The 26,694-nt window shown below is 74.1% G+C and carries 27 protein-coding genes; 16 read left to right on the forward strand and 11 right to left on the reverse strand.

Annotation, left to right across the window (positions count from 1 at the left end; all coding sequences use genetic code 11):
• Nucleotides 1–263: 263 nt before the first annotated feature.
• Nucleotides 264–1,223 (forward strand): nucleoside hydrolase, encoded by a 960-nt coding sequence (locus H0H10_RS09540; protein WP_188180428.1) that lies wholly within the window; start codon nt 264–266, stop codon nt 1,221–1,223.
• 141 nt (nt 1,224–1,364) lie between these two features.
• Nucleotides 1,365–3,035 carry a glycoside hydrolase family 13 protein gene (locus H0H10_RS09545; RefSeq protein WP_188180429.1) on the forward strand — a complete coding sequence of 557 codons (1,671 nt, stop codon included), beginning with the start codon at nt 1,365–1,367 and terminating at the stop codon, nt 3,033–3,035.
• A gap of 23 nt (nt 3,036–3,058) precedes the next feature.
• On the opposite strand, the gene H0H10_RS09550 is transcribed toward H0H10_RS09545, so the two are convergent.
• Both H0H10_RS09550 and H0H10_RS09555 read right to left on the reverse strand, forming a co-directional pair.
• Nucleotides 3,059–3,589: a hypothetical protein gene (locus H0H10_RS09550; protein WP_309141766.1), complete on the reverse strand. Its 531-nt coding sequence runs from the start codon at nt 3,587–3,589 to the stop codon at nt 3,059–3,061.
• Nucleotides 3,586–3,957, reverse strand: coding sequence for a DUF6479 family protein (locus tag H0H10_RS09555; protein WP_188180430.1), 372 nt, complete (start codon nt 3,955–3,957; stop codon nt 3,586–3,588). The genes H0H10_RS09550 and H0H10_RS09555 overlap by 4 nt, the downstream gene beginning before the upstream one ends.
• A 200-nt stretch (nt 3,958–4,157) precedes the next feature.
• Between H0H10_RS09555 and H0H10_RS09560 the strand changes: the two genes are divergently transcribed.
• A complete protein-coding gene (locus H0H10_RS09560) occupies nt 4,158–5,771 on the forward strand; it encodes a right-handed parallel beta-helix repeat-containing protein (RefSeq protein ID WP_188180431.1) in 1,614 nt (537 codons plus the stop codon).
• Nucleotides 5,772–5,802: 31 nt separating this feature from the next.
• On the opposite strand, the gene H0H10_RS09565 is transcribed toward H0H10_RS09560, so the two are convergent.
• From H0H10_RS09565 to H0H10_RS09575, 3 genes are all read right to left on the reverse strand, one after another.
• Nucleotides 5,803–6,171 carry a hypothetical protein gene (locus tag H0H10_RS09565; RefSeq protein ID WP_188180432.1) on the reverse strand — a complete coding sequence of 123 codons (369 nt, stop codon included), beginning with the start codon at nt 6,169–6,171 and terminating at the stop codon, nt 5,803–5,805.
• 36 nt (nt 6,172–6,207) lie between these two features.
• Nucleotides 6,208–7,080, reverse strand: a complete 873-nt coding sequence (locus tag H0H10_RS09570) for a serine hydrolase (protein ID WP_188180433.1) — start codon at nt 7,078–7,080, stop codon at nt 6,208–6,210.
• A gap of 151 nt (nt 7,081–7,231) precedes the next feature.
• Nucleotides 7,232–8,170 carry a LysR family transcriptional regulator gene (locus H0H10_RS09575; RefSeq protein WP_373566827.1) on the reverse strand — a complete coding sequence of 313 codons (939 nt, stop codon included), beginning with the start codon at nt 8,168–8,170 and terminating at the stop codon, nt 7,232–7,234.
• Nucleotides 8,171–8,285: 115 nt separating this feature from the next.
• Between H0H10_RS09575 and H0H10_RS09580 the strand changes: the two genes are divergently transcribed.
• Entirely contained in the window at nt 8,286–9,275 is a 990-nt protein-coding gene (locus tag H0H10_RS09580; protein ID WP_188180435.1) for a CE1 family esterase, read from the forward strand.
• 76 nt (nt 9,276–9,351) lie between these two features.
• The gene (locus tag H0H10_RS09585; protein ID WP_188180436.1) at nt 9,352–10,989 is read left to right on the forward strand and encodes a penicillin-binding transpeptidase domain-containing protein; all 1,638 of its coding nucleotides are present in this window, start codon (nt 9,352–9,354) and stop codon (nt 10,987–10,989) included.
• Between the two features lie 10 nt (nt 10,990–10,999).
• On the opposite strand, the gene H0H10_RS09590 is transcribed toward H0H10_RS09585, so the two are convergent.
• Together H0H10_RS09590 and H0H10_RS09595 are read right to left on the reverse strand one after the other, a co-directional pair.
• The gene (locus H0H10_RS09590; protein ID WP_188180437.1) at nt 11,000–11,242 is read right to left on the reverse strand and encodes a twin-arginine translocase TatA/TatE family subunit; all 243 of its coding nucleotides are present in this window, start codon (nt 11,240–11,242) and stop codon (nt 11,000–11,002) included.
• Between the two features lie 80 nt (nt 11,243–11,322).
• Nucleotides 11,323–11,778: a tellurite resistance TerB family protein gene (locus H0H10_RS09595; protein WP_188180438.1), complete on the reverse strand. Its 456-nt coding sequence runs from the start codon at nt 11,776–11,778 to the stop codon at nt 11,323–11,325.
• Nucleotides 11,779–12,056: 278 nt separating this feature from the next.
• On the opposite strand from H0H10_RS09595, the gene H0H10_RS09600 reads away from it, so the two are divergent.
• The 6 genes from H0H10_RS09600 (at nt 12,057) to H0H10_RS09625 (ending at nt 16,589) form a co-directional block, all read left to right on the forward strand.
• Entirely contained in the window at nt 12,057–13,397 is a 1,341-nt protein-coding gene (locus H0H10_RS09600; protein ID WP_188180439.1) for a hemolysin family protein, read from the forward strand.
• Complete coding sequence (locus tag H0H10_RS09605; RefSeq protein ID WP_188180440.1) at nt 13,394–14,416, forward strand: hemolysin family protein; 1,023 nt, start codon at nt 13,394–13,396, stop codon at nt 14,414–14,416. The genes H0H10_RS09600 and H0H10_RS09605 overlap by 4 nt, the downstream gene beginning before the upstream one ends.
• 150 nt (nt 14,417–14,566) lie before the next feature.
• The gene (locus H0H10_RS09610; protein ID WP_188180441.1) at nt 14,567–15,070 is read left to right on the forward strand and encodes a hypothetical protein; all 504 of its coding nucleotides are present in this window, start codon (nt 14,567–14,569) and stop codon (nt 15,068–15,070) included.
• A gap of 138 nt (nt 15,071–15,208) precedes the next feature.
• The gene (locus tag H0H10_RS09615; protein WP_188180442.1) at nt 15,209–15,571 is read left to right on the forward strand and encodes a MerR family transcriptional regulator; all 363 of its coding nucleotides are present in this window, start codon (nt 15,209–15,211) and stop codon (nt 15,569–15,571) included.
• A gap of 257 nt (nt 15,572–15,828) precedes the next feature.
• Nucleotides 15,829–16,032, forward strand: coding sequence for a cold-shock protein (locus tag H0H10_RS09620; RefSeq protein ID WP_067029156.1), 204 nt, complete (start codon nt 15,829–15,831; stop codon nt 16,030–16,032).
• A 152-nt stretch (nt 16,033–16,184) separates the two neighbouring features.
• Nucleotides 16,185–16,589 carry a hypothetical protein gene (locus tag H0H10_RS09625; RefSeq protein WP_188180443.1) on the forward strand — a complete coding sequence of 135 codons (405 nt, stop codon included), beginning with the start codon at nt 16,185–16,187 and terminating at the stop codon, nt 16,587–16,589.
• A gap of 180 nt (nt 16,590–16,769) precedes the next feature.
• Here the strand turns inward: H0H10_RS09625 and H0H10_RS09630 are convergent, their stop codons facing one another.
• Both H0H10_RS09630 and H0H10_RS09635 read right to left on the reverse strand, forming a co-directional pair.
• A complete protein-coding gene (locus H0H10_RS09630) occupies nt 16,770–19,184 on the reverse strand; it encodes an ATP-binding protein (RefSeq protein WP_188180444.1) in 2,415 nt (804 codons plus the stop codon).
• Nucleotides 19,181–19,618 carry a hypothetical protein gene (locus tag H0H10_RS09635; protein ID WP_188180445.1) on the reverse strand — a complete coding sequence of 146 codons (438 nt, stop codon included), beginning with the start codon at nt 19,616–19,618 and terminating at the stop codon, nt 19,181–19,183. The genes H0H10_RS09630 and H0H10_RS09635 overlap by 4 nt, the downstream gene beginning before the upstream one ends.
• 132 nt (nt 19,619–19,750) lie before the next feature.
• Here H0H10_RS09635 and H0H10_RS09640 point away from each other — a divergent pair, with 132 nt between their 5' ends.
• The 3 genes from H0H10_RS09640 (at nt 19,751) to H0H10_RS09650 (ending at nt 22,314) form a co-directional block, all read left to right on the forward strand.
• Nucleotides 19,751–20,506: a response regulator transcription factor gene (locus H0H10_RS09640; RefSeq protein WP_188180446.1), complete on the forward strand. Its 756-nt coding sequence runs from the start codon at nt 19,751–19,753 to the stop codon at nt 20,504–20,506.
• Nucleotides 20,499–21,635, forward strand: coding sequence for a sensor histidine kinase (locus H0H10_RS09645; protein WP_188180447.1), 1,137 nt, complete (start codon nt 20,499–20,501; stop codon nt 21,633–21,635). Before H0H10_RS09640 ends, H0H10_RS09645 begins: the two co-directional genes overlap by 8 nt.
• 88 nt (nt 21,636–21,723) lie before the next feature.
• Nucleotides 21,724–22,314, forward strand: coding sequence for a DM13 domain-containing protein (locus H0H10_RS09650; protein WP_188180448.1), 591 nt, complete (start codon nt 21,724–21,726; stop codon nt 22,312–22,314).
• A 25-nt stretch (nt 22,315–22,339) separates the two neighbouring features.
• Here the strand turns inward: H0H10_RS09650 and H0H10_RS09655 are convergent, their stop codons facing one another.
• On the reverse strand, nt 22,340–23,197 hold the full coding sequence (locus H0H10_RS09655) for an RICIN domain-containing protein (protein ID WP_188180449.1): 858 nt from the start codon (nt 23,195–23,197) through the stop codon (nt 22,340–22,342).
• A 299-nt stretch (nt 23,198–23,496) separates the two neighbouring features.
• Here H0H10_RS09655 and H0H10_RS09660 point away from each other — a divergent pair, with 299 nt between their 5' ends.
• Both H0H10_RS09660 and H0H10_RS09665 read left to right on the forward strand, forming a co-directional pair.
• Nucleotides 23,497–24,831: a phosphatase PAP2 family protein gene (locus tag H0H10_RS09660; RefSeq protein ID WP_188180450.1), complete on the forward strand. Its 1,335-nt coding sequence runs from the start codon at nt 23,497–23,499 to the stop codon at nt 24,829–24,831.
• 124 nt (nt 24,832–24,955) lie between these two features.
• Nucleotides 24,956–25,849, forward strand: coding sequence for an NAD(P)-dependent oxidoreductase (locus tag H0H10_RS09665; RefSeq protein ID WP_188180451.1), 894 nt, complete (start codon nt 24,956–24,958; stop codon nt 25,847–25,849).
• A gap of 18 nt (nt 25,850–25,867) precedes the next feature.
• Here the strand turns inward: H0H10_RS09665 and H0H10_RS09670 are convergent, their stop codons facing one another.
• On the reverse strand, nt 25,868–26,689 hold the full coding sequence (locus tag H0H10_RS09670; protein WP_188180452.1) for a hypothetical protein: 822 nt from the start codon (nt 26,687–26,689) through the stop codon (nt 25,868–25,870).
• Nucleotides 26,690–26,694 lie beyond the last annotated feature (5 nt).

A 26,694-nucleotide genomic window follows, 5' to 3' on the forward strand; every position in this document is an offset into this window, starting at 1 on the left:
GCACCGCGCACGACCACCCCACGGCACCACCCGCGCGGCCCAGCCGCCCGGTGGCCCGGGCCGGCCGGTGAGGAGTTGCCGTGCCGGATCGCCGGGCGGGTCCGGGACCGCCCGCTGCACCGGGCTCGGGTGGGGCGGGGACCATCCGCCGCACCGGGTTCGGGTGGGGCCGGGATCACCCGCCGCACCGGGCTGGGGGAAGTCGGCCGGACCCGCGTAGGGTCACGGGCAGATGGCCCCCGCGGCACCGAAGGAGTCCTCGCGTGGAGACCGACCGGCCCATCCCCGTGATCATCGACTGCGACACCGGCATCGACGACGCCCTGGCCCTGCTGCTGGCGGTCCGCCACCCGGGCCTGGATCTGCGCGCGGTCACCTGCGTGGCCGGGAACACCGACGTGGACGGGGTCGTACGCAACACCCTGACCGTGCTGGAGCAGGCCGGCGCGCCGGAGATCCCCGTCGCCCGGGGCGCCGAGCGCCCGCTGATCGAGGCCGTGCGCACCGCCCGGCACGTGCACGGCCACGACGGCATGGGCGACCTCGGCCTGCCCGCGCCCGCCCGCACCCCGGCCGACGTGGACGCCGTCACGCTGCTGCGCCGCGAGATCCTGGCCTCCCCGCGCCCGGTGACCCTGATCCCGACCGCGCCCGCCACCAACATCGCGCTGCTGCTGCGGACCCACCCCGAGGTCACCCGGAACATCGAGCGGATCGTGTTCATGGGCGGCGCGGCGGCCGTCGGGAACGCCACGCCGGTCGCCGAGTTCAACGTGTGGCACGATCCGGAGGCCGCCGCGATCCTGCTCACCGCGGGCGTGCCGATCACGATGTACGGGCTGGACGTGTTCCGGCGGGTGATCGTGCCGGGCCCGGACGTGCGCCGCCTGCGCGCGAGCGCCGAGCCGGGCACCCGCCTCGCCGGTGAGCTGCTCGCCCACCGGGGCCCGGCCACCGGCGAGACGGACCCCGGCGGCGGCCTCGGCGACGCGGGCGCGGTCTGCGCGGTCGCCGACCCGGAGGGCCTGATCACGCACCGGCTGCCCGTGGAGGTGTCCCTCGCCCCGGGTCCGTCGCGGGGTCAGACGATCGTGGACCGCAGGGCCCGCCCCGGCGAGTCGGAGCTCCACGAGGGCACCCGCGAACAGCCGCTGGTGGACGTGGCACTCGACGTCGACGTGGCTCGGTACGTGAAGCTGTACCTGGCGGCGGTCGAACGCTAGACCGGTGCGCGCCCACCGGGCCCCACCTCTGTCGAACGCGCGTGCGGTCACCTGTTCCGGGTGTTCACTTTTCCGGCGATGTGGACAGATTTCCCCTGTCGCCCGCACTCACGCAGCCGCACGCATCGCAGAGGAGACCGCGTGACCGTACGCACCACCGCCGGTACCCCCGACCTGTCGTCCAAGGACCCCAACTGGTGGCGGCAGGCCGTCATCTACCAGATCTACCCCCGCAGCTTCGCCGACGCCGACGGCGACGGGCTCGGTGATCTGCGCGGCATCACCCAGCGCCTCACCCATCTGGCCGCCCTCGGCGTCGACGCCCTGTGGCTCAGCCCGTTCTACCCCTCCGAACTCGCCGACGGCGGCTACGACGTCGCCGACCACCGCGACGTCGACCCGCGCCTGGGCACCCTGGCGGACTTCGACGCGATGGTCGCCGAGGCCCACCGCCTGGGCCTGAAGGTCGTCGTCGACCTGGTCCCCAACCACACCTCGCACCGCCACGCGTGGTTCCAGGAGGCCCTGCAGGCGGGCCCCGGCTCCCCCGCCCGCGACCGCTACGTCTTCCGCGACGGACGCGGGGAGCGCGGCGAACTCCCGCCGACCGACTGGCAGTCCGTCTTCGGCGGCAGCGCGTGGAAACGGGTGCCCGACGGGCAGTGGTACCTGCACCTGTTCGCCCCCGAACAGCCCGACCTCAACTGGGAGAACGAGCAGGTCCGCGCCGACTTCCGCACCACCCTCCGGTTCTGGTCGGACCGTGGCGTCGACGGCTTCCGCGTCGACGTCGCGCACGCCCTCGTCAAGGACCTGACCGAGCCGCTGCGCGACCTCGGAGCCCCCGAGCTGAGCAGCGAGGCGGCGCTGGCGGAGTTCCCGCCCGGCACCCACCCGTTCTACGACCGCGACGAGGTCCACGAGGTCTACCGCGACTGGCGCAAGATCCTCGACGCCTACACCCCGCCCCGGACGGCGGTCGCCGAGGCCTGGGTCCCGGGCGCCCGGCGCGTGCTGTACGCCCGCCCGGACGAACTGGGCCAGGCGTTCAACTTCGAGTACCTCCAGGCCCGCTGGGACGCGGAGGAACTGCGGCGGATCATCACCGTCTCACTGGCGGACGCGCGCGCCGCGGGTGCCTCGGCGACCTGGGTGCTGTCCAACCACGACGTGGTCCGGCACGCCTCCCGCCTGGTCCTGCCGCCGGGCGCCGACACCGATGCCTGGCTGCTGTCCGGCGGCGCCGCCCCGGCCGTGGACGCCGCTGCCGGGCTGCGGCGGGCCCGCGCGGCGACCCTGCTGATGCTGGCGCTGCCGGGCTCTGCCTACGTCTACCAGGGCGAGGAACTGGGCCTGCCCGAGGTGGCCGACCTGCCCACCGAGGTCCTCCAGGACCCGATCTGGGAGCAGACCGGGCACGTCCGCAAGGGCCGGGACGGCTGCCGGGTGCCGCTGCCCTGGACGACGGACGGACCGTCGTACGGCTTCGGCGCGGGCGCGGGCTGGCTGCCGCAGCCGCCCGGATTCGCGGCGTACGCCGTCCAGGCCCAGGACGGGGTGGAGGGCTCGACGCTGGAGCTGTACCGCACGGCCCTGCGGCTGCGCCGCAAGCTGCTCGACGGCGAGTCGCTGACCTGGGCGGACGACGTACCGCCCGGGGTGCTCCAGTTCGACCGCTCGGACGGCTGGAGGTGTGCCGCCAACCTGTCGGACACGCCCGTCGACCTGCCCGCCGGGGAGGTGCTGCTGTGCAGCGCGCCCCTCGAGGACGGCCGCATGGGGCCGGACACGACGGTGTGGCTGGGGCGGTAGCGCGGTAGCGCCCACGGGAGCCGTCAGTACCGCACGGCCCGCTCGACCACCGCGCGCACGTCCTCGGACAACAGGTCGTGGGTGCTGCGGGCGGTGGCCCGGCCGGACTTCCCGGCGGGGACGTCGGGGACGGTGACGACGGCCGTGTCGAGCAGGTTGCCGCCGGAGCCGGTGAAGTTCACCTGCACCGCGAAGGACTTCGCCGACCCCGCGGTGTTGCGGGCCGTGACCTCGATTGTGGTCCGCCCGTCGGCGACGATGCCCGGGCTGCCCAGCCGCACGTCGCCCTTGACGTCGGCGCCTTCCCGGATGTCCTCCAGCCACCGCCCGGCCTCCGCCGTCGCCGACGCCAGGGCGTCGGGTCCCCGGGTGGCCAGCGAGGAGGCGGCCGAGGCGGCCCGGCTGGCCGCGCTCTCGGCGTCCGAGGGTGTCCCGCCGTCCTCGCCGTCGCCGGTGCAGCCGGTCAGCGCGGTGGCCAGCGCCACCGCGGCCGCCGTCAGCACCGCGCCCGCGGCCCGGCGCGTCCGGGCGCGCGGGCGTGGGCGGCCGGTCACACCCCGGGCGGCAGTCCGCCGCCGCCGAAGGAGCCGCTGGAACCCGGCAGCCAGCGCCGTCGCTTCTGGTCCTCTCCTCGCCGGGTGCTCGCGGGGTGGAGTTCGTACGGCATGAGCCGTGCGCCTCCGTTCGTCACCCGCGGGACCTCGTCCGGCTCCCGCATCTCCCGCTCCTCGTGCACGGGTCCGGTGTCGGGGAGCTTCGGCTGTTCGTCCGCACGGGGGCGGGGAGACTCGCGTTCCATGACCCGCATCCCGACGCGTACGGCCCAGATCAGCGCGCCGGCGACCACCAGCCCGAGGACGAAGGCCACGGTCACGTTGACGGCGTCGGATGCGGCCAGCAGTTCATACGTTGCCGTACTCATGTTCTGATTATGAACCCCGGAATGAGATAAAGCGCCAGATATGTCCGGATGATCGCCGGGCCGGCGACGGGTGAGCCGGCGGGTCGTCCCCGGGTCGTCTCCGGGTGATTGGGGAACGCGGATGACTGGTACACGGCAGGGTGCGGCGGCCACCGCGACGAGCCGGCCGCCGGAGCGGGCCCGGGCGGAAGGAGCGCCGTATGACTGCGCCGTTGACAGTCGACGCCCATGAGTACGGACTGGTCGGGGACGGCACCACCGACGACCGGCCGGCGTTGCAGAAACTGGTGGACGCCCTCGGCGAGGCCACCGCCGCGGACGGACGGCCGCGCACCGTGCGGGTGCCCGCCGGGCGCTACGTGATCCGGGACCGGCCCGTGCTCTGGCGCAGCGGCGTCTCCCTGGTCGGGGCCGGCCGGGGAGCCACCTGCTTCGCGCTCGCCAACCCCGGCGCCCCGACGCAGCCGGTGCCGCTGACCTGGTTCACCACCGCCCAGCACGACGCCGGCCGGGACAACTGCATCGCCGACGTCACCTTCGCGCACTTCGAGATCGACGGCTCCGGGGTGCGCACCCCGGAGTACGACGTGCTGGCCAAGGGACTCGGCCTGCAGTACGTGCTGCGGGGCCGCTTCACCGACCTGTACATCCACGACACGGCGGCCACCGGATTCGGCTGCGACTTCCTCCAGGACACCGTCGTCGAGGGCGTGCTGGCCGTCCGGTGCGGACGCCAGGACCCCGGCGAGAAGATGGGCGGGGCCGGCATCGGGATCGGCGTGGGCGGCTGGGGGCCGGTCGAACGGCTGTCGGTCACCGCGTGCGTCGCGACCGGGAACGGCACCAACGGCATCTTCCTCGAACTCCAGCAGGAGGACTGGACCCCGCCCCGCGGCATCCGCATCACCGCCTGCCACACCGAGGACAACCGCTACGGGATCTCCGACTGGGGTGCCGACGGACTGGTCGTCACCGGCTCGACGATGCTCGGCAACCACGTGGCGGGGTTCGACGTGTCCTCGCAGGGCACCACGAGCGTCGGCGGACGCGGCGGCATCGTCACCGGCTGTGTCATCGACGGCAACCTGCGCGACGGCATCGCGGTCGGCAACACCCCCGGCCCCTACGCCTTCCGCGGCAACCGCATCACCGACAACGGCCGGCACGGCTACTGGCAGCACAACCTGGCCGGCGGCGACCAGGAGGCGACCACGGACATCGTCCTGGAGTCCAACGAGATCCGGGGCAACGCCCTGGACGGCATCCGCGTCGACGCCGCCCTGCACGAGCCGGCGATCCTCGGCAACCGCATCCGCGACAACGGCCGCCGTGCCGCACCGGCCGCCGAGGGCGGCGGCGACGGCGTGCGCTTCGGCCCGCTGTCCCTGACCGACGAGGGTGCGAGCTGGCTGCCGGGCGGGCACCGCGGCAAGCGGCTGACGGTGGGGGCCGGCACCGCGCTGGTCGTGGACAACACCGAGACCGAACTGATGCTGGCCCCCGAGCGCCCCGGCGCCGCGACGGCCTGGTCCGACGGCACCCCCGGACCGGGCTCCGCCTACCGCCTCCCCGACTCCCCGGCGCCGCGCGCCGGCCTCACCGCGGCGGCGGACGTGTCCCACCCGTACGTGCACGGCAACCGGGTCTGGGACGACCGGCGCCCGCGGACCCAGACCCACGCCCTGTGGATCGCCCACGAGGCCCACTGGACCGGCGGCCGGGTCTCCGGCAACGACTTCGGCGGCAACGCCTCGGCGGCCACCCGCTTCGACTCGGCCCCGAGCGGGGGACGGTGGCGGGACAACGACGGCTGACGCACACGCCACCGGCCGCCGGGGACCGGCGTCAGCAGAAGCTGCCCCTGACGGCCTCCAGGACCCGCGGAGCCTGCTCCCAGGTCACGCGGAACCGCTGGGATGCCTCCTCCAGCAGCGCGTCCTCGGGCTGCCCCCGCCGGATGTCGACGCAGAGCCACCGGGCGTCCTCGACGGCCCGGTCCTCGTCCCCGGCGAGCGCCGGGTTCAGTGCGCGCAGGTCGCTCAGCAGCAGCTCCCGCTGCCCGGCCTCCGGGGAGGGGATGACGTGCTGCTCCCCGCCGCCGACCGTGCGCGTCCCGTCCGTGCCGGGGGACCCGTCGTCCCCGCCGGCCGCCCACACGGTCACCGCGCCGGCCGCGATCACCAGTCCCGACACGGCGATCGCCGCCCGCTTCATCCCGCCCCCTCGATGCCGGTTGTGACCCTACGCCCGCTACGGCGCCCGCAGGGCGTCCACCGCGATGCGCGCCGCCGTGCCGATGACGGCGTCGGCGGCGGGGAGGGTGGCGGCGGTGTGGGCGGTGCGGGTGAAGACGGCCACGGCGTAGCGGCCGCCGTCGGGGTACTCGACCACGCCGACCTCGTTGCGCAGGGTCGGCAGGCTGCCGGTCTTGCCGGCCACGTGGACGTCGTCGAAGGGGAAGCCGGAGGCCAGGCGGTGCGGCCAGACCTGGAGGCCCAGGATGCGGCGCACGGCGGCGCCCTGTTCGGGCGGGCACGCCTCGTCCCGCCAGATCGTGCCGAGCAGCCGGGTCATGTCGCGGGGCGTGCTGCGGTTGGTGCGCGCCGGGTCCAGGGCCCGGAGCCGGGTGATGACGTGCGGGTCGGTCAGGGCCTGGGCGCCGGCGGGCCCGGCGTCCTCGCGCATGGTGGCGAGCATCTCGCCGAAGCCGTGCACCGCCCGTGTGCGGGTCAGGCCCAGCCGGTCCGTGGTGCGGTTGACCGCGTCCAGGCCGACCCGGCGCAGCAGCAGGTCGGCGGCCGTGTTGTCGCTGACGGACATCATCAGGAACGCGGCGTCCCGCAGTGACAGCCGCACCGGGTCGAGCATGGCCGCGAGTCCCGTGGGACCCGGGGTGCGCCCGGCCGGCGGGCACTCGACCTGCTCGGTGAGGTCCAGCAGCCCGGCCGCCGCCTGCTCGTGGAGCGTGACGAGGACGCACAGCTTGTGCACGCTGGCCGTGCAGACCGGCTGGTCCGCCCCGGCGTCCACCTGCGCGCCGGAGTCGATGTCGACGGCGTGCAGCCAACCGGTCACCCCGGCATCGGTGAAGGCCGCACGCAGCCGGCCCGCGACGTCGCTCACGACCGCACCCCCCGTGCCGGCCGGCCGTCCCGGCCGACGGCCGTCGTGCGGGACGTACGCCGGACGGGGGCGGGCGGGGGTGTGCGGCGTCCGGGCCGGGCCGCGTTCCCGGGGGCGGTGCGGGGCGGGAACGGGCGGGACGGTGTGTCGGTCACAGCCAGAACTCCGATGCCGGGCGTAGGTGCAGTGGCCGGGCGGTGGTCTCGGCGCGTGCGCCGGCCGTGGTGCGCAGCGCCTGTGTGGCCGCGTCCGCGAAGGCGCCGACGGCGGCGTCGCCCCGCCCCTTGGGCCAGGCCACCGAGTGCCGCCAGGCCAGCGGGGCGCCGGCCAGCGGGCGCCAGACGAGGTCCGGGTCCCGCTCCCCGGTGGCGGCGGGCTGGGTGTCGCGGGGGACGAGCGCGACCGCCCCGGCGGACAGCACCAGGCCGCGGACGAAGCTGGCGCCCTGGCCGTGCCGTACGGCGGCGGGGGTGTAGCCGCCCCGGGCGCAGGCGGTGAGCAGGTCGTCGTAGACCGCGGGGGCGCTGTCGCGGGGGAAGAGGATCAGGTCGTACCCGGTGAGGGACGCGAGCGGGACCTCGGCGAGCCCGGCCTGGGCGGTGTCGCGCGGCAGCAGTACGCCGAGGTCGCGGCGGAGGACCGGGCCCAGCTCCAGGCCGGCGACGTCGCAGGGGTGGTGGATGAGCCCGACGTCCAGGTCGTGGGAGGCGAACCCGGCGAGCTGCTGCGCGGTGGACAGCTCGTGCAGCTCCAGTTCCAGTCCGGCGTGGTGACGCCGGAAGGCGGCGAGGAGGGCGGCGACGGTCTCGCCGGAGATGTCCGGGGACAGCGCGGCCCGCAGCAGCCCGGTCTCGCCGTCCCGGATGCGGCGCGCGGTGGCCAGGAAGGACTCGGAGCGGGCGAGGAGTTCGCGGGCCTCCGCCAGCAGCAGCGTCCCGGCCTCGGTGATCGTGACCTGCCGGCTGGTGCGCTCGAAGAGCCGGACGCCCAGCTCACGTTCGAGCCGTGCGATGCGCTGCGACAGCGGCGGCTGGGCCATGCCGAGACGGGCCGCGGCACGCCCGAAGTGTGACTCTTCTGCAACAGCCACGAAGCACTCCAGGTGCCGCACCAGGTCCACGACCAGTAATCATATCGGGCATTGATTGATCCGACATCCATATGAATCTTGGACATGGGCCCGGTGGCGTTGCTCTCCTCGGGACATGCGTTCCTCCCGTGATCCCTCCGTCCGCTCGCGCGGGTGGCCCGCCGCTCTCGCCCTCGCGCTCGCCCTGCCCCTCGCGGGCTGCGGCCCCGAGGCCGACCGGCCGGCCGCGTCGCCCTCGGCGAGCAGTCCGTACGCCGGTACCACCGCGACGCCGGGCACCCGTGAGCGCCTGCGCGTGGACGGCCGCACCCGGGAGTACCTGCTGCACCGGCCCGCCCCCGCCACCGCCACCGGCCGCCCCAAGCCGCTGGTCATCGCCTTCCACGGCCGGGGCGCGAACGCGGCCCACCTGCGCGAGCAGAGCCGGCTGGAGCGGGCGGCCGGTGCGCGCGGCATGCTGGTCGCCTTCCCCGAGGGCCTGGGCGAGGGCTGGGGCGCCGGCACCCGGGCCACCGAGCAGCGGCCCGACCCCGGCCTCGACGTGCGGTTCACCGAGGCGCTGATCGCGCACCTGGTGCGCACCGAGGGCGCCGACCCGGAGCGGGTGTACGTCACCGGGTTCTCCAACGGCGGCTCGATGGCCCTGCGCGTGGCGGCCGAGCGCCCCGGCCTGGTGGCGGGGGCGGCGTCGGTCTCCGGCCAGCTGCCCGCGGGCCCGGCCCGGGTCAGGCCCACCGGAGCGGTCCCCGTCCTGGTCGTCTACGGCGCCGACGACCCCGTACGCCCCCTCGGCGGGTGGCCGTCCCCGCCGCCCGGTCCCGGCGAGCCGGTCCTGCCGACGCTGTCGGCCCGGGCCAGCGCGGAGGCGTTCGCCGCCGCCGGCGGCGCGGGAGCCCCGGTCACGAAGGCCGAACGCGGCCGCGACCGCACGGTGTGGCGCCTGAAGGACCCGTCGGACCCGGCGGCCACCGTCAAGCTCGTCGTCGTCCACGACGCGGGCCACACCTGGCCGGGCTCGGCCATGACCCCGCCCGAGGGCTTCGGCCGCACCAGCACGGCCCTGGACGCGACCGACGCGGTCCTCGACTTCTTCGCCGCCGCCTAGGGCCGCCCCCGCCCACCGGACACCGACGCGAACGCCGTCCCACCCCACCGGACACCGACAGACAAAGGAATCCGCGATGCCCGACAGCCCGTACATCACCCCAGGCCGCCGCAGGCCCCGCACCGGAGTGCGGGCCGTCACCGCCGTGGCGGTCGTGCTCGCGATCGCCGCGGGCGGCTCCTACGCCGCCGGACTCGGCCCCTTCGCCCGCGGCGAGGACGGCCCCGACCCCGCCGCGATGAAGCAGGCGCGCGCCTTCCTCGCCGACTGGTCCGCCGGACGCCTGCCGAGCGCGGCCGGCCGCACCACCAGGCCCGACGCCGCACAGGACGTGCTGCGGAACTTCACCGCCGGGCTGGAGATCGAGCGCCCGAAGCTGACGGCGGCTGAGGACGACAAGGCCGAGGAGGCCGAGGACGGCACGCTCGGCGTCCCGTTCACCGCCCGGATGCCGGTCAAGGGCCTGGGCACGTGGACGTACGAGTCACAGCTGCCGCTGCGCGAACAGGACGACGGCACCTGGAAGGTGGACTGGCGGCTGTCCTTGGTCCACCCGCGCCTGAGCGACACCGAGAAGTTCCACCTGCGGCGCGAGGAGAGCGAACCGCCCCAGGTCACCGACCGCGCCGGGACGAGCCTCACCGGCGCCGCCTACCCGTCGCTGGCCCCCCTGCTGGACCGGCTCGGCACGAGCGCCGGCGGCGGTCCGCGCGGCGCGGTCGAGCTGGTCGACCGGACCACCGGCGAGGTCGTGCGCACCGAGGCCACCTTCGGCCGCGAACCCGATCCGGCGACGGACGACGAGCCGGTCCGCACCACCCTGGACGCCACCTGGCAGGCGGCCGCCGAGAAGGCCCTCGGCGAGGCCGGCGGCAAGAACGCCGCCCTCGTCGCCCTGCGCGTCGACAACGGCGAGGTCCTGGCCCTCGCCAACTCCCCGTCCTCCGGCTTCAACCGCGCCGCCTCCGGCACCTACGCGCCCGGCTCCACCTGGAAGATCGTCACCAGCAGCGCCCTGCTGCTCAAGGACGCCGTGGCGCCCGACGACGTGGTGGACTGCCCCAAGTACCTGACGGTCGGGAAGGAGTGGCACAACGTCGAGACCTCCGAACACCCCGGCGCCACCTTCCGCAAGGACTTCACCGAGTCCTGCAACACCGCGTTCATCAGCCTGCGCGGCAAGCTCGACGACGGGGAACTGGGGGAGGTCGCCCGCACCTACTTCGGGGTGGGCCAGGAGTGGCACATCGGCATCCCGACGTACGACGGTTCGGTGCCGGTGCCCAAGGACGAGACGGAGAAGGCCGCCTCGATGATCGGGCAGGGCCGCGTCCAGGCCAACCCGCTGATCATGGCGTCGGTGACGGCCACCGCGGTCTCGGGGCGGTTCCACCAGCCGTCGGTCACCGCCGGGAACGAGGACACGACCAGCACCAAGCCGCTCCCCGAGAAGGTCGTCACGCAGCTGCGCGAGCTGATGCGGGCCACCGTCACCGACGGCACCGCGCACGTCCTGGCCGACCTGCCCGGCGAGGTCGGCGCCAAGACCGGCACCGCCGAGGTCTCCGAGGACCAGGACAACAACGGCTGGCTCGTCGCCCACCGGGGCAACGTCGCCGTCGCCGTCGTCGTCGAGGAGGGCGTCACCGGCGGCGGCTCGGCCGGGCCCGTCGTCCACAGCCTGCTGTCGGCCGTCCCCGACGACCCGGCCTGACGACCGGCCCTCAGCCCTTCGGGGTTCCCGGGGTGCCGGGGGCGGTGTCCTCGCGGCGCACCGCCTCGCCCTGGATCACGCGCGGGGTCCCCTGCGGGTCCCCGGGCGTCGGCTCGTCCTTCAGCGCCCGGGCCTCGGCCTTGAGGATCCGGGCCGACTTGCCCGCCGAGCGGGTCAGCTCCGGGAGCTTCCTGGCGGCGAGGACGGCAATGACGACGATGAGAATGATCGCGAGTTCGCTCAGTCCGAACACGGCGCTCCCCTGGTGGCATGCGGTCCGGGCCCGCGGCACGGGCCCGGACCGAATCTATGTCGGAGTGGGACGGAGGTCGATCAGAGGTCGAACTCGTGCGGCGGCAGGCCGAGGGCGAAGCAGGCCTCGCGGACGACGGCCTGCTCGTCCTTGTCGAAGTCGCCGTCGGCGCCGCCGATGACGATGCCGATCTGGACGACCGCCCGGGCCTCGGCGGGCTTCTTCTTCGCCTTGGCGATCTCCTGGAGGACGCCGACCTTGCCGAAGGCGAAGTCGGCGGTCAGCTTGTCCAGGTTGTCCTCGAAGCGGCGGCGCAGGTCGTCGGCGGGGAAGTTCTGCAGCACGTCGTTGGCCGCGATGAGCTGGGCCACGCGCTGCCGCTCGGCGGGGTCGACCCGGCCGTCGGCGGCGGCGACCAGCGCGCACATCGCCATGCTCGCGTCGCGGAAGGCGCCGCTCTTGAGGTCGTTCTTCTTCGCCACGAGCTGGGTCTGCATCTGCGACGCGGACTCCTTGAGGCGGTCCCACAGGGCCATGAGAACTCCGTACGGTCGTAATCTCTACAGTCATGTAGAAGTTATCAGGGTGTGGGAACAACCGGGGGCGTCCCGCCGTTCTCTACAACTGAGTAGAAGCGAAAGTCTTTGCTTCTCCTTTACCATGAGTAGGGCAAACCCCGGGCCGCAGGCGTCGCCGCACCGGCCCCCGACCCCGTTAAGGAGTCCCGTTCCGTAATGGAGCCTCCCAGTACCGGCCGTGCCACGGCCGGCCCGCAGCCCGCGCTGTCCGTGCGTGAGGGAAGCGGGGTGGCACGGTGACCGAGGTCCTGCTGCTCCTGCTGGCCCTCCTCCTCACCCTGGCCTGCGCGGTGTTCGTCGCGGCCGAGTTCTCCCTGACCACCGTCGAGCGCGGTGACCTGGAGCGTGCCGCCGAATCCGGCGAGCGCGGCGCCGACGGCGCCCTGAAGGCCGTACGCGGCCTGACCCTCCAGCTCTCCGGCGCCCAGCTCGGCATCACCGTGACCTCCCTGGTCATCGGCATGCTCGCCGAGCCGTCCCTCGCCGCGCTGCTGCGCGGCCCGCTGAAGGCGATCGGCCTGGGCGGCGCCGCCTCCACGGTGGCGACCGTGCTCGGCGTGGCCGTCTCCACCGTCGTGCTGATGGTCGTCGGCGAGCTGGTGCCCAAGAACTGGGCGATCTCCCGCCCGCTGGCCGTCGCCAAGGTGGTGGCCGGCCCGCAGCGCGGCTTCACGGCCGCGTTCGGCCCCTTCATCCGGCACCTGAACGACACCGCCAACCGCTCCGTGCGCCGCTTCGGCCTGGAGCCCGCCGAGGAACTGGCCTCCGCCCGCAGCCCCGAGGAACTGGTCGCCCTCGCCCAGCACTCGGCCGCCGAGGGCGCCCTGGAGGCCGACTCGGCCGAACTCTTCGTCCGCACCCTGCACCTGAGCGAGCTGACCGCGGAGAACGTCATGACGCCGCGCGTGGACGTCAAGGCCCTGGAGGCCCACGCCACCGCCGCGGACGCCGCCAACCTCACCCACGCCACCGGCCTGTCCCGCTTCCCGGTCTACCGGGACAGCCTGGACGAGGTCGTCGGCACCGTCCACATCCGCGACGTCCTCGCCCTGGAGCCGGAGCGGCGCGCGGTCACCCCGGTCACCGACCTGGCCACCGCACCGCTCCTGGTGCCCGACAGCCTGCCCGCCGACCGGCTCCTGGAGCGGCTGCGCGCCACCCGCACGATGGCCGTCGTCATCGACGAGTACGGCGGCACGGCGGGCGTGGCGACCGTCGAGGACATCGTCGAGGAGGTCGTCGGCGAGGTGCGCGACGAGCACGACCCCGTCGAGACACCGGACCTGCTGCCCGCGCCCGCCGCGGCGGACGGCCGCCCGGCCTGGGAGGCGGACGGCTCGCTCCGCATCGACCGGCTCGCGGAGATCGGTCTGACCGCGCCCGACGGGCCGTACGAGACCCTGGCCGGCCTGATCGCCACGCACCTGGCACGCATCCCCGCCAAGGGCGACGTCGTCGACGTGGCCGGCTGGCGCCTGGACGTCCTCGACGTCGACCACCACCGCGCCGACCGGCTGCGCATCACCGCGCCCGCGGCGGCCGCCGTCCCGTCGGCGCAGCCGGAGGTGGCCCGATGACCGCGCTGCAGCTCCTCATCGGCGCCCTGACGCTGCTGACCAACGCGTTCTTCGTGGGCGGCGAGTTCGCCCTGATCTCCGTGCGCCGCAGCCAGATCGAGCCGCGCGCGAAGCAGGGCGACAAGCGGGCCCGGATGACCCTGTGGGGCCTGGAGCACCTGTCGGCGATGATGGCGACCGCCCAGCTGGGCATCACCGTCTCCTCGCTGGTGCTCGGCGCGGTCGCGGAACCGGCCATCGCGCACCTGATGGAGCCGGTCTTCGAGGCCGCCCACGTCCCGCACGCGCTGGTGCACCCCATCGCGTTCGCCATCGCGCTGTCCCTCGCCACGTATCTGCACATGCTGATCGGCGAGATGATCCCGAAGAACATCGCGCTGGCCGCCCCGGCCGCCACCGCGCTGCTGCTGGGCCCGCCGCTGGTCGCCCTCACCCGGGCGCTCAGGCCGGTCGTCTTCGGCATCAACGCCTTCGCCAACACCCTGCTCAAGCTGCTGCGGGTGGAGCCGAAGAACGAGGTCGAGGCCGTCTTCACCGACGACCAGCTGGCCCGCATGGTCGTCGACGCCAGCGAGGCCGGACTGCTCACCCCGGCCGACGGCGAACGCCTGCGCGACGCCCTGGAGCTGGGCACCCGCCCGGTCGGCGAGATCCTCGTCCCCGTCCAGCAGATGCGCACGGCACCCCACACGGTCACCCCGGCCCAGCTGGAACGCCTGGCCGCCGAGGCGGGCTACTCCCGCCTCCCGGTCACCGGCCCCGGCGGTGCCCTGCTGGGCTACCTGCACATCAAGGACACCCTGGGCGTCACCGACCGCGACCGCCCCTTCCGCCGCACCGCCCTGCACCCGGTCACGCGGGTCCGCATCGACACCCCCCTCGACGACACCCTCACCGCCCTGCGCGCCTCGGGCAGCCACCTGGCCGCCGTCACCGGGGAGACGGGCGCGGTCCTGGGCTTCGTGACGATGGAGGACGTCCTGACGGAGCTGGTGGGACCCGCACCGGTGGGGACATGACCGGCCGCCGGTAGGCGACCGGCCGGCAGGCCACCCGCCGGGGGAAACCGCTCCGTCGCCGGCGCCGTCTTCCCCGGCGACACCCGGACGGCGGGGCCACCGGCACCGGTGCCCCCGCCGTCCGGCCGGGCACTGTTGCGGGAGGCACCCATGGCCATGGTCGGCCTGTTCTGGATCACCGAGGACTGCGTGTACGTGGGCGCCGAGCCCACCGGTACGGCCCCCGGGGTGCGGCTGACCGAGGACGGCGCCGAGACCGTCGGGCTCGACCGTGCAGGGGCCTGGGGCTGGGACGAGATCCACGGGATCGACGTACGGGACGTGGCCGTGCGGGCCGGTGTGCGGCGTCTGGCGTCCATGGCGTTCGACTCGCTCACCGCGTTCGTGACCGGCGACGGAGAGCTGCCGCCGGCCTTCACCGTGCGGCTGGAGACCGCCGGCGGCACGGTCGAGGCGGTCGCGCTCGCGGCCGTCCCCGGCGGGATCTACCCGCCGGAGGAGTACGAGCTGTCCCGCACCGTCCTCGCCCGGCTCGCCGACGGCCGCGTCGGCGTCGAGGACCTGCTCGCCCGGCGCCGTGACCAGGGCGAGGCCGGCGCGCCGGGCCGCGAGGAGCGGCTGGCGCTGCTGCGGAAGTGGGCGGACGCCGGATGATCCGCGCCGCCCACGCCCGGGACGACGAATCTGTGATCGCCGGGGCAGATGTCCGACGGTCGCGACTAGAGTTCAGGTACGGGGGAACCGGATTCCCCGCGGCGGACCGTGTCCCATGCGGTTCGCGGGAAGGTATGCATGCCCTCGGAGAGCGGGCCCGACGCCGAAGGCCGGACGCGGGCCGCCGACCGTCTCGACGACGACCACTACCCGGCGTACACCATGGGCAGGGCGGCCGAACTGATCGGTGCCACGCCCGGCTTCCTGCGCGCCCTCGGTGAGGCGGGGCTGATCAGCCCGACGCGGTCGGAAGGCGGTCACCGCAGGTACTCGCGCCGGCAACTGCGCCGCGCCGCCCGCGCCCGCGACCTGGTCGACCAGGGGACACCGATCGGGGCCGCCTGCCGCATCGTCCGGCTGGAGGACGAGCTGGCGGCGGCCCTGCGCGCCAACGAGGAGCTGCGGGAGGCCGGGCGGACCGGTCCCCGGCAGGAGCCGTGAGGGCGGCGCGAGAAAATCTCATGCCGCCGAAACAGATATGCGCGGGACGCGGGAAAAGGGTCTGTGCATTCCCGAATCCTCAGTGATTTTCGCGGGGATTTTTTCTGTCGTGCCGCCGAAGTATTCCGTGCTAGTGTCGACGGCAGTTGCAGTTGTGGTTGCCATTTGTGTTACCGGTTGTTCCGGGCAGGTGATCATCGCAGCGATGAGCGGGCCCGCGAGGTGCGGGCCCTCAGCACTGCCTAGGAGTAAATGACATGGCCACCGGTACCGTGAAGTGGTTCAACGCCGAAAAGGGCTTCGGTTTCATCGCGCAGGACGGCGGCGGCGCCGACGTCTTCGCCCACTACTCGAACATCGCCACCCAGGGCTTCCGCGAGCTGCAGGAAGGCCAGCGGGTGAGCTTCGACGTCACGCAGGGCCAGAAGGGCCCGCAGGCGGAGAACATCGTTCCCGCGTGACACGCGCGAACCGCTGACGAGGGGCCCGCACCGGAAGGTGCGGGCCCCTCGTCCGTTGTGCGGCCACGGCCGTTCGTCTGTGTGCGGGTACTCGGATGGAGCTGAGTACCCGCGCTCTGGCCGGTCACGGGACGGGCCGGGAGGCTCGGGGCATGCGCCAAGACATACGCGAACCCGCCGGCCGACTGGTGACGGTTCTCGCGCTGGCCGCCGTGACGGTGGCCGCGTGGGCCGCCTGGCTGGGCTGGGACCAGCAGCGGGACGTGCATCCCGACGGCTCGACGACCGGCCCCTACGAGACGTGGCAGGTGATCGGGCTCGTCCTGACCCTGCTGGCACCGGTGTACTGGGCGGCGTCCCGGCGCCCTGTCGCGGATGCCGTGCTCGGCATCACGCTCGGCCTGACCGTCGCCTCCGCCTACGACTGGTCGGACGACGCCAGCGGCCTCTTCGGCGTCGGCGTCACGCTGGTCATGCTGGGGAGCCTGGCCGCGACGGCCGTGGCTTCCACCGCGATCGCCTCGGTGACACGGGCCGCACGACGGGCCGGGGCGTGACGCCGTCCCGCGGGCCCGTCGTCACGCCCCAGATGTTCTTCGTCGAATACTCCGAGGTGTTTCTCGTAGTACAGGATTTAATGAAGCGGTGTGCCGCGGGAAACGGCCGGCTCGCTCGTCGTGGTGAACGGCACTCCTGAATTCCGGGAATGGGCACCGCCGGGGCCCTGTCGTGAGAGGTCAGGCGGGCAGTTCCCGCAGGGCCTGTTCGGTCACGGCCGCCGCGCCGGTCAGCCCGAGCGCGATCTGCAGGCGGTGTGCGGCCGTGTAGTGCTCGCGGGCCGCGGCGAGGCGACCGGCGCCGGTCTCCAGGGCCGCCAGTTCACCGTGCACCGCCGCCTGGCGGGGTTGGTCGCCGATCCGGACGAGCACGGCCAGCGCCTCACGCAGCCCGGCCGCGGCCCGCTCCTGGTCCCCCTCGGCGAGAGCGACCCGGCCCAGACCGGCCAGGGCCTCCGCCTCCCCGGCGGGGGTGTTGACGGCCCGGTGCAGGACCAGAGCGTCCCCGAAGTACGCGGCGGCGTCCCCGGTACGCCCCTGCTCGCACGCGATGGCGCCGAGCGCGTTCAGCGCGAACGCCTGCCCGAAGCGGTTCCCGGCACGCCGATGCAGGGTGACCGCCTCCCGGAAGTACCGGGTCGCCTCGTCGAGTTCACCCGCGGCCCGGGTGACGTGACCGAGCCCGCGCAGCGCGTAGGCGAGGCCGATGCCGTCGTCGGCCCGCCGCTGGAGCTCCACCGCCTCCCGGAACCCCTCGCGTGCCCGGTCGTGTTCGCCGCGGGCGCGCGCGACATGGGCCAGCCCGGTCAGCGCATAGCCCTGCCCCGCCGGGTCGTCCGCCGCACGTGCGCACCGCAGGGCCTGCCCGAAGTGTTCCGTGGCCAGCGCGTAGTCGCCGCGCGCACGGGCGACCTCACCCAGCCCCCGCAGCGCGTCGGCCTCCCCGGCCGGGTCCCCGGCCCGGCGAAGCAGCAGCGCGGCCTCCTCGAACCCGGCGACCGCCTCGTCGTAGCGGCGCCGGTCCCGCGCGATGTCGGCTAGGGCCGTACGGGCCCTGCCCTGCCCCGCTTCGTCCCCGGCCCGTTCGGCGGCCGCCAGGATGTCCGCGTACAGCGCGGCGGCCCGCTCCTCGCGGCCGTCCACGTACAGCAGCCGGGCTGTCCGCCGGGCCAGACTCCCGCCGGTCTCCCAGCCCTCGCCCAGCGCCGCCCGGGCCGCGCCGCACAGTTCCTCGAAGGCGGCGTGGCTCCATACCAGCGCGTGGTCGGGGTTGTCGAACGGGCCGGTGTTGGAGTCCGGGGCCGCCGCCCCGTGCAGCAGGGCGTGCGCCGTACCGGTGACGCCGTCCAGGTGCCGGTAGAGGCTGTGCCGGCCCTGCTCGACGGCCTCGCGGGAGTCCTGGACGGCGACGAGCCGGCGCGCGTAGGCCACGAACAGGTCGTGGAAGACGTACCGGCGCTGCGGCAGCGAGGTCAGCATGCTGCGCTGCAGCAACCGGACCAGGCGTACGGTGGCGAGTTCCGCGGGCATCCCGGCCAGCGCCGCTATCGAGGCGGCGTCGAAGTTCGGTCCCGGGTGCCAGACGCAGGTGCGCAGCATGGCCTGGAGGTCCGCGCTCAGCGCGTCGTACGAGACCGTGAAGGCGGCGGCCGCCTCCCGGTCGGCGTCGTCGAGCTGCTCCAGGGGCCGGGTCGCGGACCGCATGACCGCGAGCAGGCCGGCCGGGTCCATGTCGGCCAGCAGGGCGCCGACGGGGCGCAGCGCCAGCGGCAGCCGGCCGCACAGCCGGGCGAGTTCGTGCAGCACCTCCCGCTCGTCCGCCCCGCCGGCCCCTTCAGCCCCGGAACGGCCCGCGATCCGCAGCAGCAGCTCGACCGCCTCGTCCGGCGGCAGCAGGGAGACCTCCTCGCGGACCACCGCGTCCAGCCCGGTGAGCCGGTGCCGGCTCGTGACCAGCACCAGACAGCGGCCGGCGCTCGCCGGGCCCGGCAGCAGGGGAGCGACCTGTTCGGCCTCGCGGGCGTTGTCGAGCAGCAGCAGGACCCTTCGGTCCGCCAGCCAGGCCCGCCACAGTTGCGCCTTGCCCGCCGTGCCGACGGGGATGTCGGAGCCGTCGAAGCCGGCCAGCCGCAGCAGTTCCGCCAGGACCTCACCCGGCTCGCGGGGCGTGCCGCCGGGGGTGAACCCGAACAGGTCCACCTCGAACCGGGCGTCGGGGAACGTCCCCGCCAGCCGGTCCGCGAGGGCGCGGGCCAGCGCGGACTTGCCGACGCCTCCGGTGCCGTGCAGCAGCGCGACGGCGGGGGAGCGCCGCCCGGCCAGGGCCGCCTCGCAGGCGGCGGCCAGATCCGCGAGCAGCCCGGCGTGGCCGACCAGGACCGACGGGGGCGGCACCAGCGTGTTCAGCTCGATGCCCGGCCTCTCGGCGGCGGGGGCGCCGTAGAAGTGGTTGTGCTGGACGCCCTGCCCGATCACCGCCTGCTGCGCCTGCCCGCTCGCGCTCGCGTCCATGCCGACGGTCACGGAGGTGCCGGGCACCTCGGCCGGTGGGGCGCCCGGTGCGTCGGCCGGCGGCCGGCCCGGACCGGCCGTCACCGCGGCGCCTGGAACGTGTTGTGCTGCTCGCCCTGGCCCTGCACCGCCTGCTGCGCCTGACCGGACGCGGTCGCGTGCACGGTGACCTGCGCGGCGGCCACGCCTCCGGCCGGCAGCCGGTCCTGCACGAAGGCGACCAGTTCGCGGAGCTGCTCCGCCCGCTCCGGGGCGTCCTCCAGCAGATCCTCGAACCGCGTCCGCCAGGCCGCCTCCTGGCGGGCCGCGGCCTGTTCCGTGTCGTCGTCCCCGGCCGCCGTCAGCTCCTCACGGGCGCGCTCCAGGCGGGCCTCCTGCCGGGCCTCCTCCTGCGGGTCGCCGCGGCCCAGCAGCCGGGCCGCCCGCTCGCGGCAGTCCTGCCACGCGTCCGTGGCCATCGCCTGGACCAGTGCGCCGCCCGCGGCGGCGGCCAACGCGCTGAGCGCTTCCAGGAGCATGGTGATCCTTTCATCGGCGGGGGCTCCAAGTATGGCCGACCGCACGGACGTTGAAGAGGGCCACGAAGGCGCCGCAGCGAGCCGTCGGACCGCCGTCGGCGGGCCGGGGCGGTGTGGTGCCAGGCTGGGGACATGCAGCAGCAGTCGTACGAGCCCCTGGGCGCACAGGCCGCCGACGGTTCCCCCCGCATCCTGGTCGTCGACGACGATCCGACCGTCGCCGAGGTCGTCGCCGGATACCTCGACCGCGCCGGTTATCTCGTCGACCGTGCCGGCGACGGCCCGGCGGCCCTCACCCGCGCCGCCGAGCACCGACCGGACCTGGTCGTGCTCGACCTCATGCTGCCCGGCATGGACGGCCTGGAGGTGTGCCGGCGGATCCGCGCTCACGGCCCCGTGCCGGTCATCATGCTCACCGCCCGCGGCGACGAGGAGGACCGCATCCTCGGCCTGGAGGTCGGCGCCGACGACTACGTGACCAAGCCGTTCAGCCCCCGCGAGCTGGTGCTGCGCGTGGAGTCGGTGCTGCGCCGCAGCAGGCCCGCCGGCACGGGGCACCGGCTGGGGGCGGCCGGCCTGACCGCCGACCCGGCGGCCCGCCGGGCCACCAAGAACGGCACCGAACTGCCGCTCACCCTCCGCGAGTTCGACCTGCTCTCCTTCTTCCTGCGGCACCCCGGGCGGGCCTACAGCCGCGAGGACCTGATGCGCGAGGTGTGGGGGTGGGACTTCGGCGACCTGTCCACCGTCACGGTCCATGTCCGCCGCCTGCGCGCCAAGGTCGAGGACGACCCGGCCCGGCCCCGCCTGATCCAGACCGTGTGGGGCGTGGGCTACCGCTTCGACCCCACCGGGCAGACCGCGCAGGAGGAGGCCGGCCGTGCCTGACGCCCTCCTCATCGCCCTGTACGCCTTCGCCGGTGCCGCCGCCACCGGCCTGGCCGGGGCGGGCGTACTGCGTCTGATCCGGCGCCGCTCGCTCACGGCCTCGCTCGCCGTGGTCGCGGCGGTCGGGGTCGTCGCGATGCTCGCGGGCACGCTCGCCGTGGCCCGGGCGATGTTCCTGTCGCCGCACGACCTGACCGTCGTCACGACCGTCGTCGCCATGGCGGCGGTGGTCTCCCTGGCCACCGCGCTGCTGCTGGGCCGCTGGGTCGTCGCCCGCAGCCGCGAACTCACCGTGGCCGCACGCTCCTTCGGCGACGGCGGCGACTTCACCGCTCCCGACGGTCCGGTCACCGCCGAACTGGACGAACTGAGCCGCGAGCTGGCGGCCACCAGCGCCAGACTCGCCGAATCCCGTGAGCGGGAACGCGCGTCGGAGGCTTCCCGGCGCGAACTCGTCGCCTGGATCTCGCACGACCTGCGCACCCCGCTGGCCGGTCTGCGCGCCATGTCGGAGGCGCTGGAGGACGGCGTCGCCGCCGACCCCGTCCGCTACCTGAAGCAGATCCGCACCGAGGTCGAACGCCTCGACGGCATGGTCGGCGACCTCTTCGAACTCTCCCGCATCCACGCCGGCACGCTCCCGCTGGCCCCCGCCCGGGTCTCCCTGTACGACCTGGTCGGCGACGCCCTGGCGGGGGCCGAGCCGCTGGCCCGGGAGCACGGGGTGCGGCTGGCGGGGGACCGCGTCGAGCCGGTGCCGGTGGAGGTGGACGGCAAGGAGATGAGCCGGGTGCTGGACAACCTGCTGGTCAACGCCGTCCGCCGGACCCCGGCCGGCGGCACGGTCGCGGTCGCCGCGGTGCGGTCACCCGAGGGCATGGTGCTGTCGGTCACCGACGGCTGCGGAGGCATCCCCGAGGACGACCTGCCGCGTGTCTTCGACACCGGCTGGCGCGGCAGCCACGCCCGGACGCCCCCGGCGGGCGCGGGCCTGGGCCTCGCCATCGTCCGGGGGATCGTGGAGGCGCACCGGGGCCGGGCCACCGTACGCAACGTCCCCGGAGGCTGCCGCTTCGAGGTGACGCTGCCCGCGTCCGCGCAGCCCGACCCGCTCCCCGCGCAGGCGTAAGGATTTCGTCATCCGCCACCCGGCCCCCGGACGGCCGCTCAGCCCGTTGAATGAGAGCGACGCGAAGGACTTTCAGGAGGCGGGCGGTATGGGACGGATACGGAACGCGCTGGTCAGGCCGTGGGTGGTCGGCGTGCTGGCGCTGGCGGTGGCCGGGGGCGGCTTCGGGCTGTACTGGTTCCGGCCGTGGAAGCTGTGGCAGGACGAGACGGTGCAGGAGGCACTGCCCGGAGCCACGGCCGCCTCTGAGGCACCCGCGGGAGCGCCGTCCGGAACGCCGTCCGGAGCGCCGTCCGACGCATCCCCCGCACCGTCCCCGGCCGGACCGGCGACGCTGGCGAGCGGTGAACTGATCAGTCACGAGCACGCCACCTCGGGCACGGTGAAGCTCGTCCGGCTGACCGACGGCTCCCACGTCGTTCGGCTGGAGAACCTCGACACCAGCAACGGCCCGGACCTGCACGTGTGGCTGACCGACGCGCCGGTGAAGGAGGGGCAGGCGGGCTGGCACGTCTTCGACGACGGCGACCACGTCAGCCTTGGGAAGCTCAAGGGCAACAAGGGCAGCCAGAACTACACCGTGCCCGCCGGCGTCGATCCCTCCGGCTTCACCAGCGTGAGCATCTGGTGCGACCGCTTCGACGTGTCCTTCGGCGCCGCCGAACTGGCCCGCGCCTGACGGCAGCCGCCCCGACGCGCCCGCCTCAGGCGGGCGTGAGCTGCTTCCAGACCTGGGCGCCGGTGCCGTTGCACTCGTGGATCTGGAGCCGGACTCCGTTGGCGAAATTCCCGTAGGGCACGTCCAGGCACTTGCCGGACCGGGGGTTGGTGAAGGCAGCGGGAGTGGGCTGGTCGTAGCGCCACTGCTGCGCGCCGGTGCCGTTGCAGGTGTGGATCTGGACGCCGGTGCCGTTGGCGGTGCCCGCGTCGGCCACGTCCAGGCACTTGCCCGAGTTCGGGTTGACCAGTGTGCCCTCGGGTGTGATCTTCCAGGTCTGGCCCAGTGAGCCGTTGCAGTCCCACAGTTGCACCCTCGCGGCGTCCTCCTTGCTCGCGCCGGCGACGTCCAGGCAGTGCCTGCCGCCGTCGGGGCTGTAGGTGAACTCCGCCGGCGTGGCCGCCGGGCCCGTCACGGTGAACGTGCACCAGGGCGACCAGGCGGACGCGCCGTCGGCGTTCTCGGCGCGGATCCGCCACTGGTGGTCACCCGGGGTGAAGGTGTCGGCGGGAATCTGGATCAGCCACTCGTGGCCGGCCCCCGTGGTGAGCTCGAAGGTGCGGATGGTCTGCTCGCCCACGCGCACGAGCTCCATCGTCGCGCCCAGCCCGGGCTGGGGGTCCAGGCCCCTGACCGAGGCGGCGAACAGCGGCGCGAAGCCGTTGGTGGTGCTGAACGTGGGCAGGGTCGGCGCACCACATTGCTGGAAGCCCGCGTAGGGGCCGTTGGAGATCCGCAGCGCCTCGGGGACGTCAGGCACCGCGGCATGGGCGGCGGTGGGGACGCTCAGCAGGGCCGCGGCCAGGCCCGCGGCCGCGGCCACCAGGGAACGGCTCCGTCTCATGATCACTCCATCGCGGGATCGACGACTCGGTCGCTCAGGAGTCCACACCGCCGAACCGCCTTCACGGCAGCCCTTCTGACGCGCCGTAAGACTTACGTCAGATCCGCACCGCCCGCCCCGGCCGCGACCACCCCGACGTCCCCGGAACCCGGACCGCGGTCCCTCCGTCTTCCCCTGCCGACAGGCCGCTCTTCGCGAGGGAGAAAATAACCCCGTCGTCCTTCACTGAAAATCATGCCATTAAGCGTGATCAGGGACTGTTCAACTGAATCTGGCAAATCGACCAAAGATTGAGACATATGTCATCGCGGGTGTTTTCGCGAATAAGCGGCAGACTCTGGGCCGTGGCGGGTGTGGTGACCCTCGCATTCCTCATCGCGCTGGAGATCGCCGCACGTCGCTACGGCCTCCCTGGGCCGATCACCAACCAGGCGCGAGAGGTGATATTCGCCCCCCGGTCGGGGCCGCTGTTGTACGCCAGCATGGCGTTGACGATGGTGGTGCTCACCTGGCGGCAACGGTTCATCGCGGCCGGTGCCGCGATCGGCATCGACCTCGCCTTCGCGCTGGTGCGGTGGGCGGCCGGCGCCGGGGTGACCGACGGCCACTCCTTCGGCAACGGCGCGCTGTGGGTGATCCTGGGCTGCGCGGTATTCGCGGTCACGCGCCGCACCGGCCCGGAACGCGTCCTGCTGCTGAAGGGCGTCGGGCTGGGCCTGCTGCTGGTGGCCGGGCGCAAGACGGGCGACGCCTGGCTGCTGATCACCTCGAAGACCCGCCCGGAGGTCCTCGACCCGTACGTGGCGACCGCCGATCACGCGCTCGGCAGTCCGTCGTGGCTGGTGGGCCGGATGGTCGAGGCCACGGGTCCGGCCGGCGCCCATGTGCTCGACTGGGTCTACGCCCAGCTCGCGGTGGCCGCGGTCGTGGCCGCGCTGTACCAGCTGCGCAACGTGGCGGCAGAGCGGAGTTTCCCGCGCCACCACCTGGTACGCACGTTTCTGGTGATCGGCCTCCTCGGGCCGGGCATCTACATGATCTACCCGGTGATCGGACCGGTCTTCGCCTACGGCGGCGGCGCCTTCGGCACGGGCGGTGAGCACTTGGCCCTGGCCAACCTGTGGCCCCACACGCCACCGCCGGTCGGCGTCCCGCACTCGATGCCGTACGACGACGTCACACCCCGGAACTGCATGCCCAGCCTGCACACGGCGTGGGCCACCGCCATCTTCATCCATTCCCGCAAGGGCCCGAGAATCCTGAAATTCGCAGGAACGTTTTGGCTGATTGCGACGCTCGCCGCGACCCTGGGATTCGGCTACCACTACGGCATTGATCTCCTTGCCGGCGTGGTGTTCACCGTCACGATCGAGGCGGCACTGCGCTCGTTCGACCGCGGCTGGGACCGGGCCGGAATCCTCCTGGTCGCCCACGGCACGGCGGTCTTCACCGCGCTCCTGCTGTCCGCACGATATCTGCCGGTGGAGATGGCCCGGAATCCCTGGCTCTTCGGACCACTCCTCATTCTGGCGACGGCCTCGGTGGTCCACGGCTACATACGGACCACCAGACTGTGGCAGCCGAAGCCCGCGACACCGGCCCATCGTCCGGAACCACAGCCCGAACCCGCGTGATCCACGCCTCTCACCAACAAAAATGTCAGTACCCCACAAAATTCTACGTACTTGAGGGTGTGCGTGTGCCCGCCCGGCATGGGGCTCCTGGATGGTCGACGACAGACCGTGGACTGAGCGGAACATGACCGGGGACAACCGCACACCCGTCACCGTCATCGGGCTGGGCTCGATGGGCCGGGCACTGGCCGAGGCGTTCATCGACGTCGGACACCCGACCACGGTGTGGAACCGCACGCCGGGCAGGGCCGCGCCGCTCGTGGCCAAGGGAGCGGTCCGGGCGGAGACGGTGGTGGCCGCGGCCGAGGCCGCCCCACTGATCGTCACATGCCTGACCACCTTCGAGGACACCCGCTCCGTCCTGGAGCCGGCCGCGGCGCAGTCGTCCGGTCGTGCCGTCGTCACCCTCAACAGCGGTTCGCCCGCCGGCGCCCGCGCCATGGCCGCCTGGGTGACCGGCTGCGCCGCCCGGTTCCTGGCCGGAGCGGTCAAGAACGTGCCGGCAGCCGTGGGCGCGCCGGACACGCTGCTGTACTACGGCGGCGACAGGACGGTCTTCGACGACTACGAGGCGACGCTGAAGGCGCTGGGCGGTGACCCCGTCCACCTCGGGGACGAAGCCGACCTCGCCGCCCTGTACGAGATGGCCGTGGGCGCCACGCTGCTGCCCGCGCTCGTCGGCTTCTTCCAGGGGGCCGCGGCCGTCCAGGCGCGCGGGCTGCGGGCGAGCAGCATGGTGCGGTTCGCCGGCAAGTGGCTGGACATGATCAAGACGCTGCTGCCGGTCTACGCGAAGGAGATCGACAGCGGCGACTACACCGTGGCCGCCTCCTCGGTGAACCTCTTCCTCGCGGGAGAAGCCCACGACGCGGACCTGGCCGGGGAGGCGAACGTCGACATCTCCTGGCAGGCCCCGCTGTACGACCTGCTGCGGCGGGCGGCCCAGGAGGGCCACGGCGAGCACAGCATCTCGGCCCTGACCGAAGTGCTCAGGAAGCCGGAGTCCCACCGGGCGTGATCCGGCCGGGGCACGGTCTCAGGGCTGGGCGGGCGGCGGCTGCTCCGTCTCGCGCAGGACGAACGCCGCCTCCGTCGTACGGCACAGCGCCTGCACCGCGTGGCGCAGTGAGCGCCAGGAGGCCAGGCCGAGGAGGACGCCGACGGGGGCCGCGGGCCACCACCAGACGCCGAGCACCGTGAACGCCGCGCTCCAGGCGAGGGCCTCGCAGGCCGCGTCGTAGGCGTCGCGGGCCTCGGCCAGGGCGGCGCGGGGCGGATCGGCGGCCCCCAGCAGGAGCGCGGTCCAGCCGCTGACGACGTCGCCGCCCGTCTCCCTCCTGACGTTCGCCTCGGTGAGGCGGAACCGGTCGCCCGACCAGGTCGGTGACTCCGGCCGCCCGGCAGCCCTGGCGCGGGCCGCCCGCGCGTCGAGCCGGTCGGCGCGCAGCGCGTGGCCCGCGGCACGTGCCCGTACGGACTCCCGGGCCAGCACGTCCGGCTCCACCCAGCGCCGGTTCCGCCAGGCCTTCACCCGCCGGCCCACCGGCAGCAGCCACCAGGGCCAGGCCCCGGAGGCCAGCGCCCCGATCGCGGCCGCTGCGTACGGCACCGCGAACGCCGCCGCCACGACCGGCACCGCGAACAGCACGAGCGAGGCGACGGCGTCCGCGGTGAGCCCGCCTCCCGTGCGCAGCGCGTCGGCGATCTTCTGGCGGGCGAGGGCGACGTCGTTCCAGTGTGTGTGGCCCAGCTCCCCGCCGCCGACGACCGCGACCACGACGAACAGCGCGGCGGGCAGGAGGCGGCGCAGGAACCACCCGTCGGGTATCCGCTTCTGCAGCTCGATGAGCAGGCCCACGGCCG

Origin of the sequence: Streptomyces griseicoloratus (assembly GCF_014534645.1) — a bacterium.
GTDB classification, from domain to species: Bacteria; Actinomycetota; Actinomycetes; order Streptomycetales; family Streptomycetaceae; genus Streptomyces; species Streptomyces griseicoloratus.